Genomic DNA, 17,428 nt, shown 5'->3' on the forward strand with positions numbered 1-17,428 from the left:
TGCAAGGTGTCTTGAGGAAGGAAATTGAGTCATGTCTGTACCAATTTCGGCAATAATGCTGGCCACAGTATGATCTTTGATACCTGGTATAGTTAGAAGTATCTCTTTATCTTCCTGGTAATTTTGAAGGAGAAGTTCAATTTGTTTTTCTAAGTCTTGAATTGATTTTTCTAAAAACTCTATATGGTGCCAAGAACATCTAATCATAAAAATTTGATGTTCATTTAATGTACCGAAAAGAGATTCTGAAATAGTATCAGCTTTTTTTCTTAGTGAGTGGTGGATGTTAGCGTTGATGTCGTTTGCATCAAGATAACCCTTATCAACTAGTTGATTTAGTAGTTTGCGTCCTGAGACACCAAAAATGTCTGAAATAACAGAGCCAAGTTTGATATTAGAACATTCAAGCACTTTGGAAATTCTATTTTTTTCGGCAGTTAAATTTCCAATCCATTTTTTTCTTAAACGAGTTAAATCACGTAATTCTCTGAGATCTTGGCTTGGAACAAAGCTCTTTTCAATTAGACCATGCCGAAGAAGTTTAGCAATCCACTCTGCATCAGATACATCGGTTTTACGGCCAGGAACATTTTTAATTCGTTGAGCATTAGCCAATGTAATATCAAAGTATCCTTCTAAGATGTTATATACTGGTTTCCAATAGATACCTGTGCTTTCCATGGCAATGTGAGTGACTTCTTTTTCTTCTAACCATTTTAGAAGATCAAATAAGCTTTTAGTAAGTGTAGAAAATGTTTTAGTTTCTTTTTGGATGGAATCATCATTTGTACCTGTCAAAGTACAGACAACAATTTCTTTTTGATGANGGTTTTACGGCCAGGAACATTTTTAATTCGTTGAGCATTAGCCAATGTAATATCAAAGTATCCTTCTAAGATGTTATATACTGGTTTCCAATAGATACCTGTGCTTTCCATGGCAATGTGAGTGACTTCTTTTTCTTCTAACCATTTTAGAAGATCAAATAAGCTTTTAGTAAGTGTAGAAAATGTTTTAGTTTCTTTTTGGATGGAATCATCATTTGTACCTGTCAAAGTGCAGACAACAATTTCTTTTTGATGAACATCCATTCCGGCACAATGAGTGATAATTGTGTCCATAACTATTACCTCCAAATTAGTGTCTATGAAAAGTGGAATAAGCTTGAACAAACAGTATTTTTCTGTACGTGATCTTCTTCAAAATGAAGAGTCAACAAAGGGGTGTACACAAAGCAAATTCCAAACAGTTTCTTATTCAGGGTCGAACCACCACAAAGGCGCACGTGAATTGTACTTTCCATAGCATTAATCATTATAGGTAAATGGGTAAACGGGAAAACCCCGGAGAAAATTAATTTTCATGTCCGGGGTGTGAGTAATAAATCATGTGTGTTTCTTATGAAGCAAAAAGTTTAAATTGATGAATGGAATAAAGTATAATGAAAGAAAGGTTCAAGGTTAAAAAAAGTTTCTATCTAAATTTTATGTTATAAATAGTTAGTAAATAGCTATTTTTAGGTGAGGTAAAAATGAAAAAAACTTACTTGCGTAAAAAAGTGAAAAAATGTTTACAAGAAATGTCAGATGCAGACTATTTTGAATTGTCTAGTACCATAAAAAAAAGGTTTATCGCTAGTGAAGAGTGGAAATCTTCAAAGACAATTGGTATAACAATTTCTACCCAAAGAGAAGTTGATACAAAATCAATTATAGAAGAAGGTTGGAGACAAAATAAGAGAATCGTTGTCCCAAAGTGTTTTCCAAAAGAAAAAGAGCTGAAGTTTTATGAAATAAACTCTTTCACAGATCTAGAGGAAAGTTTTTATTCTTTAAAAGAACCAATTTTGACTAAAACTACATTTGTTGCTAAAGAAAATATTGATTTACTAGTCGTTCCAGGTGTTGTTTTTGATACAAGAGGTTTTCGAATTGGATACGGTGGTGGTTATTATGATCGCTACTTAATAAATTATAAAAACAAAAAAATTTCATTAGCATTTCATTTTCAAATTGTAAACGAAGTTCCTAATGAACATCATGACATAGCAGTTGATAAGGTAATATGTAATACATAAAAAATAAAGGGTATGGAGGAGACTTCATGGATAACAATTTACGATATTCTAGGCAAATCTTATTTCAACCGATAGGTGAAGAAGGTCAAAAGATATTGGCATCAAAAAAAGTTCTGATTGTAGGAATGGGTGCACTAGGGACAGTGTTAGCCAATCATTTAGTCCGTGCTGGTGTTGGTCATGTTCGTTTTGCTGATCGAGATTATGTTGAAAAAAGTAATTTACAAAGACAAATGTTATTTGATGAGGATGATGTTTTAGAAGCATTACCTAAAGCTGTTGCTGCCGAAAAAAGATTAAAAAAAATTAATTCAGAGGTCATAGTTGAAGGGATTGTAACAGATGTAACATTAAAAAATATTGACGATTTGATGGATAGTGTTGATTTAGTATTGGATGGTACCGACAATTTCCAAACACGTTTTTTAATAAATGATGCATGTTATAAAGTTGGAGTACCTTTTGTGTACGGTGGTGCCGTTAGTTCTAGGGGAATGTCGGCGATTTTTATCCCTGGTGTTACTCCTTGTTTACGTTGTTTTATTGGAAGTGGTAATTCAACCGGACAAACTTGTGATACTATTGGAGTAATTTCTCCTGTCGTTGATATTGTTGCGTCGTTTCAAACAATTGAAGCTTTAAAATACTTAACAGGAAACCATGATGTACAAAGAAAAAGTTTAATAACTTTTGATGTGTGGAAGCATCATATATATGAGATGAATTTCTCTAAGAAAAAAGATACGTGTCCTACATGTAGTCTTAAGGAGTACCCTGCATTGCAGGAAGCAAATGAACAAGCAGTTACTTCATTATGTGGTAGAGAAACGGTACAAATAAATATGGGGCACCGATTAGATTTAGATGAATGGGCAACAAAATTGTCCAAAGTTGCAGAAATTACTAAAACGCCTTTTTTACTTCGTGCTCAATTGACAGAAGGAGAGAGATTAGTGTTATTCCCTGATGGAAGAACATTAGTACAAGGTACTGAAGACATAATTCGAGCAAAAAATTTGTATGCAAGGTATATTGGAGTATAAGGATGAAATGGACAACTAAAAAACAATTCTAAGAAGCGAAATTTCTTCCGAATAATAAGAGTAAGGTATTGCATTAAAAAAGTTTTTGGAAAAAATAGAATGTTTGAAAGGTGGTATTTCTATATGGAGTGTAATAAAACAACAAGAGTGGTTGTTATCGGAACAGGGTTTGTAGGGTCAAGTTATTCTTTTGCTTTATTAAATCAAGGAATAACAGATGAAATGGTTCTACTTGATTTAAATAAAGAAAAAGCAATAGGTGATGCCATGGACTTAAATCATGGTATGCCATTTGGCTCTCCAATGAAAATATGGGCTGGTGAATACTCGGATTGTAAAGAGGCTGATATTGTTGTTATTACAGCAGGTGCAAATCAAGGACCAGGCGAAACCAGATTAGATTTAATTGAGAAGAATGCGAAAATATTTAAAGGTATAGTTGGCGAAGTAATGAAGAGTGGGTTTGATGGGATTTTTCTAGTCGCAACTAACCCAGTTGATATATTATCTTATGCAACTTGGAAATATTCAGGTTTACCGATGGAGAGAGTCATTGGATCGGGTACAATTTTAGATACAGCGCGTTTGCGTTTCTTACTTAGTCAATATTTTGATGTTGATTCAAGAAATGTCCATGCATACATTATGGGTGAACATGGAGATACGGAATTACCTGTTTGGAGCCATGCGAACATTGGTGGAAAGCCGCTAATGAGTTATTTTGAAGAACATAAAGAAGAAGGGCGATCACTTAAGGATCTTGATGAGATATTTATCAATGTTCGTGATGCAGCTTATCATATTATTGAACGTAAAGGTGCAACACATTACGCAATTGCCATGGGATTAGTTCGCTTAACAAGAGCGATTTTACGAAATGAAAATTCTATTTTAACGGTCTCAACATTACTACGAGGTGAATTTGGTTTAGAGGATATCTATATTGGTGTTCCTGCAGTCGTCAATAGTAGTGGAATTAGAGAAGTATTAGAACTTAATTTAAGTAATGAAGAAAAAGAAAAGCTGCATCATTCTGCAAATGTATTACAAAATGCCATGGGACCAATCAAAAATTAACATTTCTTAATATGGAATAGGTTTATAACTTTTTAAAGTTGTGAGCCTATTTTTTCCATTTTAAGATATTAGAATAAAACACTTCTTTTAATCAAAAAATGATAAAAAGGAGTGATTAGACAATGTTTAATAATAATAACAATAATAATTTTTTCATGACGATGCTAATTTCTTTTCTGTCGGCTTTCTTTATCTATCAGTATCGCTATCGAATAATAAATACTATTATTGGAACTAGCTGGATTAGACGTTTGGCAGTTTCAGGCGCGCTACAAATACCTTTCGTTCGAGGTCGTTTTTTATCTCGTTTTATGCCATTTTAGAAATTTGAATTATTTTGAAAGCAGCCAATATAAATTATTATAGAAATTCCAAGGAGAAGGTGGATAGGAAAGATCGTCTGCTTCTCCTTTTTGATTGTTTAACTTGAATTACTTCGGGGCGCAATGCAACGAGTAAGGAGTGGTAGAAGAGAAATTGAGCGTGATTAGAGGGGCTTTTATTACTAATATATGGAGGCGTTCGTCTTTATGCGTTGGAATACGATTTGTTTTGACTTAGATAACACTCTTTATAGTCATGAAAATGCATTTGAAAGAGCCATTTCTTTTTGTTTTCATTCAATTTTTGAAGAAAGAAATATCAACTATTCAAATAGTATTAACGAAATTTTTACTATCTTTAAGGAGAATTGTGATAAGTATTGGAATGATTATGAAAATGGAACATTAACCCATAAGGAATATCGTAGAAAAAGATTTTTGCAAACGATTGATCAAGTTAATTTATCTTTGAATGAGAGTGATGCCGATAAATTTCATGAACTCTATGAACATGTTGTCGACGACTTTAGTGAACCATACCCTTATCTATACCAACTAATGGAAGTGTTAAAAGGAGCCGGTATTAAGATCGGTATTATTACAAATGGAAAATCCGATACTCAATATAATAAAATTATTAAATTAAATCTTGGGCAATGGATACCGGATGATTGTATTTTCATCTCAGCAGAAGTAAAATTATCAAAACCAGATCCAAAAATTTTCAACTTAGCAAAACTACATTTAAAGTCAAAAGCTGGGTGTCTTTTCATAGGAGATTCATGGGACCATGATGTTGTAGGAGCCTTAGAGGCTGGATGGGATGCGATCTTTTTAAATACTAGGAATGAAACTCCTACAAGTTCTCACGTTCCTATGGCAACAGTAGAGTGCTTGAAGAATGTTTTGGAAATTATTGTTACAGAAAACAGATTGAAAGGATGAAAATATGGAAAGTTTAAGTCAAGATATTTATTTTTGGCGACTTATTCATTATCTTGTTTGTCAGGAAGGGATGAGTGTAATTCAAGTTGCTGATAATGAACGTGAATATTGGCTTGAAAAAGAGGATTTTAAGGAAACTACGGTTATTCGAATAGTTCGACAAGATGTAAATTGGAGTAACATGATCGGAAGAGATATTGAAAATTTAGCTATACGGGGAGATGGAATTCGAAAAGAGCTGAAAAGTAAACACCTCAAAATACATAATGTTTATGTTTCAAATTACTTACCAATAGATAGTTTATATAAAAATAACAATTTATTGGAAAAAAGATTCATAATAAAAAACAAGAGTATTAAGATATCAAGTTATATCATTGATGGTGAAAAAGGAAATCAATTTGGAGTAATAAATGTTAGCGAGGCACTAAAAGTTAAATTACCTAGAGTAAATGTAAAACAACACTTTCTTAATTTAGAGGAAATTCAGCATTATCGTCAAGAAGTTTTATCTATTTCAGATCAACGCTTGAAAAAACAAAATGCGCTATTTACATACGGAAAACCTATTTTTACATATATACTTCTTGTAATGATAATAGGGGTATTTGGTGTTATTGAGTATTATGGAAGTAGTGAAAGTCTATTAACTTTAATTGAATTTGGTGCAAAGTATGATCCTTTAATTATTGAAGGAGAATGGTGGCGCTTTTTCACTGCAATTTTCTTACATATTGGTTTTTTTCACTTATTAATGAATTCTCTCGCTTTGTTTTATTTAGGAAGTGCGGTTGAAAGGATTTACGGAACAACTCGATTTATTATGATCTATTGTTTCGCTGGTGTTATAGGATCAATTAGTAGTTTTGCTTTTAATCATCAGATATCAGCCGGTGCTTCAGGAGCAATATTTGGATGCTTTGGTGCACTACTTTATTTTGGAATTATTTATCGTAAACTGTTTATTAGAAAAATAGGTGTCAATATCATAGTTGTATTGTTAATTAATTTAGTGCTTGGTTTTATGCTTCCGGTAATTGATAATAGTGCACATATCGGTGGTTTAATTGGTGGCTTTTTTGCATCTTCGATTTTTCATTTACCAAAACATAAAATTAGGGTAAAGCAAATTTCGGCTTTTATATTCACTACTATTTCTGTAAGTTTACTGCTATTCTATGGATTTTCAACAAACCAGGAAACTGAAACAACCCATTTAATTAATGTTCAGATTGCTCAAGAACTATTGCAACGTGGCGAAATTGAACGCGCCTATTCTTTGTTAAAAAACGCAGTCGATAGTGATATTGACATTGTCGAGGTGAAATTCTTGTTGGCTTATAGTGAAGCAAAAATGGGATTATTAAAGGACGCCGAGAAAAATTTGTTAATTACAGTAGAGCAACGTCCTTTTTTGCATGAAGCCCATTTTAATTTAGCGCTTATTTACTATGAGTTCAAACAATATGTTGATGCTTTTGAAGCAGTGCAAAGTGCACTCGAATTAGAACCAAACAATCAAGACTATCAAAAATTAAGAGATGCGATAAAACAGAAAATAGAGAACGTAAAGGGTTAAATGTGATGTCGAATGACTAAGGTCCCACGACTATCTCTTTATACTCCTAAAATCGTCCTGTATTTTTAATAATATTATATTTTTCACCATCCTTGCTCGTAAAAATTATTAGAATATGAGAATTGGACTTATTAAAAAGGATAAGTGGGACGGAGCTATCAACGGGACTAACTATGGTCCCGTTATGTTTTTCTATTCCTAAAAAGTAATACTTGTAAATAGCACTCCATGTTAATGCCAGCATTTCTTCCGTTTCCTCTATCGTTAATTTTGGTAGTGGTTGTTGATAGTACTTGTATAATTCTGTTAAAGGTACTGAATAATAATTAGAAAGAGGGATATTGAAATATTCAATTAATTCTTGCCAAGTATACTCTAGGTTTTGCTGAATAATAGTATCTAATATACGTTTTCCTTCTATTTCAGAAGGTGTTGTTGGTGTTTTGAAATATTCTATTGGACTTAAAGGCGAATCTAAAATATATAGCTCATCATAACTCATCGATTGTATACTTTTTATTACATCATTTGGATAATGAGTCTGTCCATAATGAAAAGTAACGGCTTCGAAATGCCCACTATCTTCTCCATTAATTTTTTGTTTTTGTTGAAGTATGTGACTGTTTTCCTTTACTACAGTCATGGTTTCTTTTAGCTGACCATCCTCAAATAAAAGTGAAATATCTTGACTTAGATATGTTTTATCGCTAATTTCAGAGGAGGTTTGCCATTCGATAGTATACTCATCTTCATCATCCTGTTCCATTAATTTTAATGTTGTAGAAACCTTTGAAAATTGTTTGTTTTGATCGATTGGAGAATTAACGATTACTTCTTTATTCAAATCATTTGTGGTATTTGTTGAATGAAAAAAAATTGAAGTACTAAATATGATGCCAATGACAATAAAGATGACCACTAAATATTTCAACTTAATCCCTCCTTGGACAGCCTATTTTACTTTATGATATTTAAGAAACAATTATGAAAAAAATATAGATTATTGAATTAAATCGAATCATACTAATTTTGGGGCACATAAAATTAAGTGAATGGAAATGGTTTTTTTAGTGAAAAATGTAATTGAAGTGGAGGGGCAAATTGTGAAAAATGAACAAATTCAACATCCTGCATCTAAAAACATTGAACAAAACAACGCCTATCTAACGAGAGAGTTAGGAATTGATAAGAGTTTTGATCTGATTAAACTAGATTTAGAGTACGGCGGAAAAAGAATGACATTTTTTCTTGTTGATGGCTTTGCTAAAGATGAGTCACTTACTCAAATTCAAAGAGAATTAATGGTATTAGATGAAGAGGCTCTTACCAGTGATATTTTACATACACTAATAAAATCTAAAATTCCTTATGTAGAAATAGAAACAGAAAAGGACTTGAATAAAGTAGTTGACCAAGTACTTGCAGGGCCAGCAGCGCTAGTTGTAGATGGAATTAATGAAGTTATTATTATTGACACACGGACGTATCCAGTCAGAGGTCCTGAGGAGCCTGATACTGAACAAGTTATACGGGGAGCTAAAGATGGCTTTGTTGAAACCCTGGTATTAAATGTTGCGTTAGCTAGAAGGCGAGTGAGAGATCGAACGTTAAGAAATGAATATATGACGGTAGGGAGAAGGTCAAAAACAGATTTGTGTGTTTCCTATATAGAGGATATAGCTGACCCTATTGTTGTTACTGAAGTTAAAAAAGCCTTAGAAAAAATTGATACAGATGGATTGCCGATGGGAGATAAAACGATAGAAGAATACTTATATGGACAACACTATAATCCATATCCGTTCGTTCGGTATACAGAACGTCCTGATGTAGCAGCAGCGCACCTTTTTGAAGGTCATGTCATTATTTTTGTTGATGGTTCGCCAAGTGTGATTATTACACCAACAACATTTTGGCACCATTTACAGCACGCAGAGGAATATCGTCAAAAACCAATCATAGGTATTGCTCTTAGACTTGTTCGCTTTTCAGCCGTATGGTCATCAATCTTTCTTTTACCATTATGGCTGTTATTAGCACAAAACCAAGCGTTACTTCCAGAAGGTATGGAATATATCGGACCAAATGAAACAGGAACGGTGCCATTATTAGCACAATTCATAATTGCTGAAATAGGGATTGAAATGTTAAGGATGGCTGCTATTCATACTCCAGCTGCTTTAGCTACTGCCTTAGGGTTAGTTGCAGCGCTCCTAATCGGAGAAGTTGCAATAAATGTTGGGTTGTTTTCTACGGAAGTTGTCCTTTATTTATCTGTGGCTGCTGTAGGAACTTTTGCAACTCCAAGTTATGAATTGAGTTTAGCAAATCGTTTAATACGTGTGGGGCTTCTAATTGCTACAGGATTGTTTCAGGTTTTCGGTTACTTAATATCAGTAACCTTATTAGTTATACTGCTAACATCGATGAAAGTTTATGCTACTCCTTATTTCTGGCCGTTTATACCATTTTCTGTACGAAGTTTTCGGGATGTTATCTTTAGGTCTCCAATACCTTTAAAAAGACAACGGCCTAAAGCGATTCATCCAATAGATGAAGATAGGTAAAACTTTCTCGAACATGAATCCAAAAAAGGGATGGATTACCTCATCCCTTTTTTGGATTTAATTAATAATATCTTTTTTGAAAATTTCATCTTCAATAAAAAAAGTATAGTTTTTATCGTCGTTTATTGCTGTACTGCTGGCTAAGACAAGCCCGATAGGTGTATCATGTCCATCACTAACAACAGTAAAAGGCACATTTAATTTTGTTGCTTCTTTGATATAGATAGAATAAAGGCTGTAAGATAATTCACCGTTAACGAACATGTGGATATCTTTTTTCGATTGCAGTATTTTTTTTACCTCTGGGTAGATCCCTTTATGCATCACTTGCTTATTTGTCAATGCTAAATAAATGCGTTCACTTATGGTTGATAAAAACAATGCTCTTTCTTCAGGTAGAGTTTCAGGAGTACCATAAACTCCTTGCATTAAGACTTGGTGTAATTTGTTTTTTTCCATAATAAACCTTCTTTCACAAAGTTAAATTACTATAGTTTAAGTTTCTTGTCCTTAATATTGTCTTTGATACATAAACTAATACAAGCAATCAATATGGGGTGAGTTTACGTGATCATATTATCATCTATTTTAACAGTATTTTGTGTAGGCTTGTCAACTGGTGGTTTACTTGTGTCAAGAAGGATAGATCCTCATCAAACATTATTTTTCATTGTTGGGATCGTTTTTTTTCTTAGTTCATTAATCGGTATGTTTATTGGCAGTAAAATTTCTAGTTTAATTAGTCAATCAGCAATCAGTATTATATTTGGAATTTTCTGTTTAGTAATGATTGGCTTTTTAGTTTGGAAATATGACCCAGCTTTCGGATATATTAAACAAGAACCAGTTACATTAAGTACCTTTGTGGTTTTCTTTTTTATACTAGGCATGGAACTTGCAAAACTGGAATTATCTATATTGGTCTCTTTCATTTTCTCACTTGTTTTTGTTTCTGGGACGTTCCTAGGTTTTATGTTTATATACCAAATTTTATATCGACAAAGAAATCCACATTTTTTTATTTTGTTACCACTTATACCTCTTCTTTTCATCGGTCTTTTTAAATTGGTATAATACAGTTAGACGAGTAAATTTCATAATTAACAAAAACGAACTGAGTGAAACTCGTTTCAGCAAGCTGAAACATCGGAAAATCAGGTGGAGAGTCTACTCCACTTGATTGGAAAATCCCACCTACGCTACGCTTAGAGAGGTGGGGGTCTTTTACCCTAATAAAAATTCAGATAAATGTCTAGGCAGTACGAACGGTTCAACGTAACTGCCTAGTGTGTCTTAGTGGCGAAAATAATGAATTAAGAAATTTAAAGATAAAATAGGAGATAAAAAATGAATTCAATCTATGACTTAAGAAAGTTTTTACAAAATTATGGTGTTTTTATTTATACAGGTGATCGAGAAGGAGATCTTGATCTATTTGAAATGGAATTAAAACAATTGTTTGAATGGAACATGATTGATGCTCTGACATTACAAAAAGGATTAATAATAGTAAAGAAGGAATTAACTAACCATAAACAAGCAGACAAGAGTAGTTTGATTAAGTGTGAGTAACAATAAAAAAGGTGATTTTTTATGCGCTTATTAAAAATTGAAAATTTGTGGAAAAAGGCAGGCCATCACTTTCAATTAAGAGATATTTCCATTGAATGTAACGAAAGAGAGTGGATCCTTTTTACAGGGCCAGTTGGAGAGGGCAAGGAGACATTAAAAGATATTCTTGTTGGCTTCGATGAGGACTGGGAAGGATCGATTCAAATAAATGGTCAAGAAATAATAGACACTCTAGATTACAATGCTAATATATCATTCATTCATAAACATTTTTTTGATTTAGAACAGGATACTACAATCTTTAATTTTTTATCATTTCCTTTAAAGTTAAAAGAATTACCGGAAAACAAAATTTCAGAGATAATTCTTGAGACAATCAAATTATTTCCATATAAGGTACAATTAGGCAAGTTAATAAATGATCTCTCGCTTGAAGAAAAAGTCGTCGTTTCATTTATATATGCAATGATCATTCAGCCTAAACTATTGATTATAGATGAGCCATTTTATGAATTACCTAATAGTAAAAGGCAAATTATTTCTTCCGTTATAAGATCGATTTCCAAAACGTGGAAGTGGTCACCTGTTTTTATTTTTAGTAGTTATGTAAAAGAATGGTTACCTATTTGTGATCGAATTATGTTAATTCATAATAAAACAATAGTCCAAAGCGGAACAATAAAAGAAATGTTAGAAAATCCTCAACATATTTTTGTTGCAAAATATATCGCAGAAAACGAGATTACTTATATTAACGGCATAATAAAAGGAACTCAATTCCATACGAAAGGTCTTACCTTCAAAATCCCTTTACAATATCTGCAAAATCATCAATACTATGAAGGACAAGAGCTTCAAATTGGAGTACCAGCAAAAAACTTTCAAATAGTTGATAAAGTCCCTTCAAGTAAAGAGGGGGTATCGTTTCTGGCCCCAGTTCATATTATAAAAAAAATGAGTGGATACTACAAAATTTATTCGAATATTGGGGGGCAGCTTGTAGTTGCAAAAATAAAACATGATATTAAAATTGAGGAAGGTAGTGAAATTCATCTCTATTTCCCTTTTAAATCAATTATTTTCTTTGATGGAAAAACAGAAACAATACTAAAACAAAGAAGTTGATTTCTATAAATAAACAGTAGTTTATGGTGTCGATACTGGTGGCACAATTAATAAATTGTTTCCGTTGCATATCCAATTTATCAAATGCTACTACCCGAATAAGATAGTATTGGGCGGTGAAGTGTCTAAAGCTGAACATGTATTAAATCAATCAGAGTATTTTCACTGTTTGTACACTCCCACTTGTTACCGAAGGGGAAAAAATTACAATTGTCACTTTAGGTAATTGGCGCAGTAGTTACGATGGTGTTTGGTTGATTAAACAAAAACTGAATTCGTTGTAGTTGTTAATACCAGAATTTCTTGTCGGAGTTCTGGTTTTTTACTTGTAAGTAAGTAATGTATAGTGAACTCGTTTCAGCAAGCTGAAACATCGGAAAATCCCACCTACGCTACGCTTAGAGGTGGGGGTCTTTTACCCTGAAAAAATTCAGATAAATCCGTAGAAGATTGGTGTTAAATTATCAATTAGTTATATATTATCACTAGCATTGCATTAATTAAAACTTAATATTTAAAACCTTCAAAATCTTCGTAAATCTTGTTTATTGCAAAGAAAAAGTCCTTTATAATGGATTAGTCAGGTGGTAACCCGTCCAAATCCACTAAAAAAGGACTCTCACTCATGGACAAGATTACACGAAAAACTTCATTTGGACAATGGTTTTCACCAATTAATCTTCAATTATTTGAAGATTAATTGGTGAAAACCATGAAATTAGATTACTNTTATCACTAGCATTGCATTAATTAAAACTTAATATTTAAAACCTTCAAAATCTTCGTAAATCTTGTTTATTGCAAAGAAAAAGTCCTTTATAATGGATTAGTCAGGTGGTAACCCGTCCAAATCCACTAAAAAAGGACTCTCACTCATGGACAAGATTACACGAAAAACTTCATTTGGACAATGGTTTTCACCAATTAATCTTCAATTATTTGAAGATTAATTGGTGAAAACCATGAAATTAGATTACTATACAAAGAAATTAACGACAGAATCATTCTTAAAATTATTGCTTTTTGCACAACTAGAAGAAATTGAAAGTCTCCACGCTTTAGGAGATTCTCTATTCGACGAAGATCTTCAAAAGGAAATAGACCTTGATTCCATAAGTATTTCTCAGCTGTCACGGCGATTAAATGGGCTGAACCCAGATCTATTTCAGCTGCTCTTTCTTGATCTGGTCGCACAAATTCATGCCAAAACACATTACACAAAACTCACTATGCCACTGAAAATCATTGACTCAAGCACATTGCCACTTAATTTAACGAATCATAAGTGGGCACAGTTTCGCAAAACGAAAGCCGGTGTCAAGTTACATTTGCGACTTGTATTCATGGAAAAAGGCATTTCCTATCCAGAAAAAGTCGTGATGACAACGGCAAAAGAGCATGATCGTGGTCAGCTTGAAGTCATGGTTGACGACAAGGAGTGCATGTATGTTTTTGACCGTGGCTATTTAGACTACGAACGCTTTGACCGCATGACAGATGATGGCTACTTTTTTCTTTCTAGGTTACGTAAAAACGCTGTTATACGAGAAGTTTATGATTTTAAACTATGTGAAGATACGGCTGTCTTATCAGACCAGATGGTGATGATTGNAACGACTCAAAACCGTGCTGAAAATTACTTTCGTCTTCTAAAAGTAATGGACTCAAAAGGAAACTTACTTCACTTAATCACCAACCGTTTTGACTTAAGTGCCGAAGAAATATCGGAGATGTATAAGTCACGCTGGGCGATTGAGTTGTTTTTCAAATGGATTAAACAGCACCTGAGCATCAAAAAGTTTTACGGTCAAAGCGAATGGGCCATTCATAATCAAGTGTTCATCGCATTAATCGTTTTTTGTTTACATGTTCTCGTTCAAATTGAGACAAAAAGTAAACGGAAAACCTTACAAATAAGCCGTTACTTGAGGGCTGCTTTGTGGAAACCAGCACACATTTGGCTTCGAAAAATTGAAGGAAAAGTTGTACCGTAATAAGCTAATTGTCGTCGTCACACAAGTCTGATTGTAAATAATTTTCCAAATGTATGGAGCCACTTTTGTTTGGGTATTTACTTTTTTGGCTTTCAACAGCGAAAGTAATTAAACTGAAAATTCTAACAATATTTATGCAACACTAATGATTTTTCACACTTGTATAATCCTGTTTCATAGATGTTTCAACTCCCTCATCACGGTTTGGATCGTGCGCTCATCTACGCCGTGGAAGAAGGAGATTTCAGCGTCTGCCTTTTTGATCATGCAAATGCTGTTTGAAAGTGTTGCCGGCGGCATCGGTGTATCGAGATTTTTACTTTCTGAGTGAAGTGTAACGGGGACAATTGTTAATTTTTTTTGTGGCATAAGAAAAGCACCTCCTTTATTTGATACTTGTATCGTACCAGGAGGCGCTACGTCTTTATATGCGTTGTTTGAAGTAGGGCTTACATTATATTTGTACTTACCATTAATAATAACTGGCTATAAATTGGAGATAAATCGGTGCATTGTCAATAGGGATGTCTTCAGTTGTTAATACAAGGATTCCTTTCTTAACGAAATAGTTAATGGATGGTTGGATGACTCCATTCACATAAAGGTTATAATAAGAAGTTTGAGTAGGATTAAGGATTCCTTTATCTCCATACATCGTTAATTCATCTTTGTTTGTATAAACTTTTTTTTCATCTGAAACTGTGTTGTATTGGTAAGTTTCTGTATGGATAGGATGATGATCTTTACCATTAAGGATAATCGTTTCGAGAATAATTGGTGCTCCTTTAATCGGTGTGTTTTCTGTTGTTAGTTTTAATTTCCCTTTTTCTACTATATAGTTCGTTTTCGGCTGTAGAACCCCATTAATGTATAAGTTTACATAAGAAACGTCTTTTGGATCAGGGATACCTTTATTTCCGTACATAATTAGTTCATCTTCATTTGTATACGTTTTTTTAATGCCATCTGAAACAGTGTTATATTGATAGTTTTCTGCTTTTAATATGTGATCATCATCATCTTTAAAGGTAATAAACACAATAATAATGGGGCTACCTTTTAAAGGGATATCTTCGGTCTCTAATGTAAGTTGCCCTTTTTCAATTTTGTAGTTTGTATTTGGTTGTAATACGCCATTAATAAACAAATTAAAATAAGAAACGTCATTCAGGTCAAGGATGCCTTGGTCACCGTACTCAGTTAGTTCATCAGCATTCGTATAAATTTTTTTTATACCATCAGAGATTGTATTATACTGATATACCTCTGCTTTTATCGGAATTCTATCATAGTAGACAATGATATCACTCGAAAAACAGACCGAATCATAAACTTGATTTACGTTGATACAGTGTGTTTTTGTGCAAGACGTGAGATATTTATTTTCTGAAATAATCAGCGTCGTTTTCGCTTCAACATCAACGATTGTCTCAAGTGAAATAAAATTTTTAATATGATTCATTGTAGTTTCGTTAGCTGTGTAAATAGGAACAGCACAACAGTTAAAGCCTCTGACTGTGAAGCTTAAATTTGTTCCTTTTGGAGCACAAAGATAAAGTCGTTGTAGTGTACTAAATGGGATCGGTTTAGATAAAATCTCCTCGTCAATTGAAATCACAATGTAACCTTTCATTGAGATGATTACTTTATCAAGAGTAATCGTTTCTCCCGATGGTAGCTTGACTTGTTTTTTTTGGCGATTGTTAGGAGTTGAAATTTCAGTATAACAAATAGCGTTAGCGGCATCTGGACTTAAGATAGTCCCGTTCTTATCTGTTAAATAGCAAATGATTTTAGGGGACTCACTTCCAAACATTACGATCACTCCAAAAATATAAATATATAATCCTGATAAATGTGGTGGTCTGATATTTGTAGCTAAATTTTTCAAGAAAATAATTTAAGCGAATTGCACCTCTAACCATACAATGGTTGCTTCTATTGTACTTGAATTACTTGACTTTGCACTTAACGTGAGAACAACAGAGGGAGGATTAATCAGCCACAATTCGTTTACAATCTGATTAAAGGCACCATCCTTACTTAAGAAGGCAGCGTACATTTCGGTACCACCACTTATAGCGGTTGCTGTAAGATTTGTTTGAACGACGCTATTATTTTCATCGACATCAATCCAATCAATTTCAGGAACAGGGTTACCATTTTTTGTTAAAGTAGCCGATCTTTTAAGTGAAAGGGTAACTGGTTTCGTCCCCTCGGCATCTCCACCAAGAAAATCTATTAAGATCGGAATCCGATTCGCTTTACTATGAAAAATAGATTTGCCCCGAATAGAAACGAGCGGGGTTTCGACGTTTGCCGGTATAACTTCTGTTACAGTGATGGAATGGCGCAAACTTAATGCTTTAATCGCTGTTAGTGGATCTCCTTCTAGAAAAGCCATAGCAGAAGCTGTTTTTAGGATGACCTCCGAGTCATTTGTCGTATTCGCAACTTCTGCCATCAGCGGTAAAGCAGGGTTAGACGAAAAAGGAGTCTCGGAATTATTGACAAATGAATGTGTATGAACATAGGTAACAGTACCATTAATCGGGTTTTCAATTCCAAAGACTGCTACCCCAAACTCTAACCATTGATAACAGATATAATAATTATTTCCTTGTGTTGGGTCTATCGCAATATCAGTTCCATTCCAACTTGCTTGCGATACAAATTGATCTACTCCATCTTTACGAATAAAAATGCCAAACTCTGCGCCCTCACAGCCAAAAAACAAACCACTGTTAGTATCCCCCATGCCAATAATCTGCTTGCTGCCAATAGCTCCTAACGAAAAGATGGCATTTAATCTTACGACACCGCTTATCCCTGGAATATAAAAGATTGGTCTATAGGTTTGAATTTTGGCTGAAGCAGTAGTGGTTGCTCCAGTTGATAGTACTGCCATACTATTGCTATGAGAAACGTTAGCACTTCCATTCGTAATCGTTAATATCTGATTACTGTTAATATTATACGTAAATTTCCAACCAGTAACTGCATCCAACTGTGCAGTACGTAAATACTGAAAGCCTGTTAACGGTAAATTATCGATATTTACATTTTGTGCCTGGATCGCTAATTGATATAACTTTGTACTCATGAAAGTAACCCCTTATTTCAATC

The 17,428-nt window shown here is 33.5% G+C and carries 15 protein-coding genes and 2 pseudogenes; 10 read left to right on the forward strand and 7 right to left on the reverse strand.

From position 1 onward, the window contains the following. Positions 1–21: 21 nt before the first annotated feature. Positions 22–813: pseudogene (locus tag BKP37_RS05785) on the reverse strand (IS110 family RNA-guided transposase); the annotation flags it as partial. After that, positions 795–1,121 (reverse strand): IS110 family transposase, encoded by a 327-nt coding sequence (locus tag BKP37_RS05790; protein ID WP_071308729.1) that lies wholly within the window; start codon positions 1,119–1,121, stop codon positions 795–797. The gene BKP37_RS05790 and the pseudogene BKP37_RS05785, both read right to left, overlap by 19 nt. Before the next feature lie 410 nt (positions 1,122–1,531). On the opposite strand from BKP37_RS05790, the gene BKP37_RS05795 reads away from it, so the two are divergent. From BKP37_RS05795 to BKP37_RS05815, 5 genes are all read left to right on the forward strand, one after another. Beyond that, positions 1,532–2,077: a 5-formyltetrahydrofolate cyclo-ligase gene (locus BKP37_RS05795; protein ID WP_071308730.1), complete on the forward strand. Its 546-nt coding sequence runs from the start codon at positions 1,532–1,534 to the stop codon at positions 2,075–2,077. Between the two features lie 26 nt (positions 2,078–2,103). After that, positions 2,104–3,120, forward strand: a complete 1,017-nt coding sequence (locus BKP37_RS05800; RefSeq protein ID WP_071308731.1) for a ThiF family adenylyltransferase — start codon at positions 2,104–2,106, stop codon at positions 3,118–3,120. A 123-nt stretch (positions 3,121–3,243) separates the two neighbouring features. After that, positions 3,244–4,197 (forward strand): L-lactate dehydrogenase, encoded by a 954-nt coding sequence (locus BKP37_RS05805; RefSeq protein ID WP_071308732.1) that lies wholly within the window; start codon positions 3,244–3,246, stop codon positions 4,195–4,197. 530 nt (positions 4,198–4,727) lie between these two features. Then, positions 4,728–5,465 carry an HAD family hydrolase gene (locus tag BKP37_RS05810; protein ID WP_071308733.1) on the forward strand — a complete coding sequence of 246 codons (738 nt, stop codon included), beginning with the start codon at positions 4,728–4,730 and terminating at the stop codon, positions 5,463–5,465. A gap of 4 nt (positions 5,466–5,469) precedes the next feature. Further along, the gene (locus BKP37_RS05815) at positions 5,470–7,044 is read left to right on the forward strand and encodes a rhomboid family protein (protein WP_071308734.1); all 1,575 of its coding nucleotides are present in this window, start codon (positions 5,470–5,472) and stop codon (positions 7,042–7,044) included. A gap of 46 nt (positions 7,045–7,090) precedes the next feature. On the opposite strand, the gene BKP37_RS05820 is transcribed toward BKP37_RS05815, so the two are convergent. Beyond that, positions 7,091–7,975 carry a hypothetical protein gene (locus BKP37_RS05820; protein ID WP_071308735.1) on the reverse strand — a complete coding sequence of 295 codons (885 nt, stop codon included), beginning with the start codon at positions 7,973–7,975 and terminating at the stop codon, positions 7,091–7,093. 127 nt (positions 7,976–8,102) lie between these two features. Between BKP37_RS05820 and BKP37_RS05825 the strand changes: the two genes are divergently transcribed. Beyond that, positions 8,103–9,611 (forward strand): spore germination protein, encoded by a 1,509-nt coding sequence (locus BKP37_RS05825; RefSeq protein ID WP_071308736.1) that lies wholly within the window; start codon positions 8,103–8,105, stop codon positions 9,609–9,611. A gap of 57 nt (positions 9,612–9,668) precedes the next feature. Here BKP37_RS05825 and BKP37_RS05830 read toward each other — a convergent pair whose 3' ends face one another. Beyond that, positions 9,669–10,070: a YueI family protein gene (locus BKP37_RS05830; protein WP_071308737.1), complete on the reverse strand. Its 402-nt coding sequence runs from the start codon at positions 10,068–10,070 to the stop codon at positions 9,669–9,671. Positions 10,071–10,178: 108 nt separating this feature from the next. On the opposite strand from BKP37_RS05830, the gene BKP37_RS05835 reads away from it, so the two are divergent. The 4 genes and pseudogenes from BKP37_RS05835 (at position 10,179) to BKP37_RS05850 (ending at position 14,302) form a co-directional block, all read left to right on the forward strand. Beyond that, complete coding sequence (locus tag BKP37_RS05835; protein ID WP_071308738.1) at positions 10,179–10,685, forward strand: hypothetical protein; 507 nt, start codon at positions 10,179–10,181, stop codon at positions 10,683–10,685. Between the two features lie 273 nt (positions 10,686–10,958). Beyond that, positions 10,959–11,183 carry a YqgQ family protein gene (locus BKP37_RS05840; RefSeq protein WP_071308739.1) on the forward strand — a complete coding sequence of 75 codons (225 nt, stop codon included), beginning with the start codon at positions 10,959–10,961 and terminating at the stop codon, positions 11,181–11,183. A gap of 21 nt (positions 11,184–11,204) precedes the next feature. After that, positions 11,205–12,308 carry an ATP-binding cassette domain-containing protein gene (locus BKP37_RS05845; RefSeq protein WP_071308740.1) on the forward strand — a complete coding sequence of 368 codons (1,104 nt, stop codon included), beginning with the start codon at positions 11,205–11,207 and terminating at the stop codon, positions 12,306–12,308. An 875-nt stretch (positions 12,309–13,183) separates the two neighbouring features. Then, positions 13,184–14,302: pseudogene (locus BKP37_RS05850) on the forward strand (IS4 family transposase). A gap of 174 nt (positions 14,303–14,476) precedes the next feature. On the opposite strand, the gene BKP37_RS05855 reads toward BKP37_RS05850, so the two are convergent. The 3 genes from BKP37_RS05855 to BKP37_RS05865 form a co-directional block, all read right to left on the reverse strand. Next, positions 14,477–14,671 (reverse strand): hypothetical protein, encoded by a 195-nt coding sequence (locus BKP37_RS05855; protein ID WP_071308741.1) that lies wholly within the window; start codon positions 14,669–14,671, stop codon positions 14,477–14,479. Between the two features lie 103 nt (positions 14,672–14,774). Continuing rightward, complete coding sequence (locus tag BKP37_RS20410; RefSeq protein WP_071308742.1) at positions 14,775–16,118, reverse strand: DUF4183 domain-containing protein; 1,344 nt, start codon at positions 16,116–16,118, stop codon at positions 14,775–14,777. An 84-nt stretch (positions 16,119–16,202) separates the two neighbouring features. Continuing rightward, a complete protein-coding gene (locus BKP37_RS05865; protein WP_071308743.1) occupies positions 16,203–17,405 on the reverse strand; it encodes a hypothetical protein in 1,203 nt (400 codons plus the stop codon). Positions 17,406–17,428 lie beyond the last annotated feature (23 nt).

Source organism: Anaerobacillus alkalilacustris (genome assembly GCF_001866005.1).
GTDB classification, from domain to species: domain Bacteria; phylum Bacillota; class Bacilli; order Bacillales; family Anaerobacillaceae; genus Anaerobacillus; species Anaerobacillus alkalilacustris.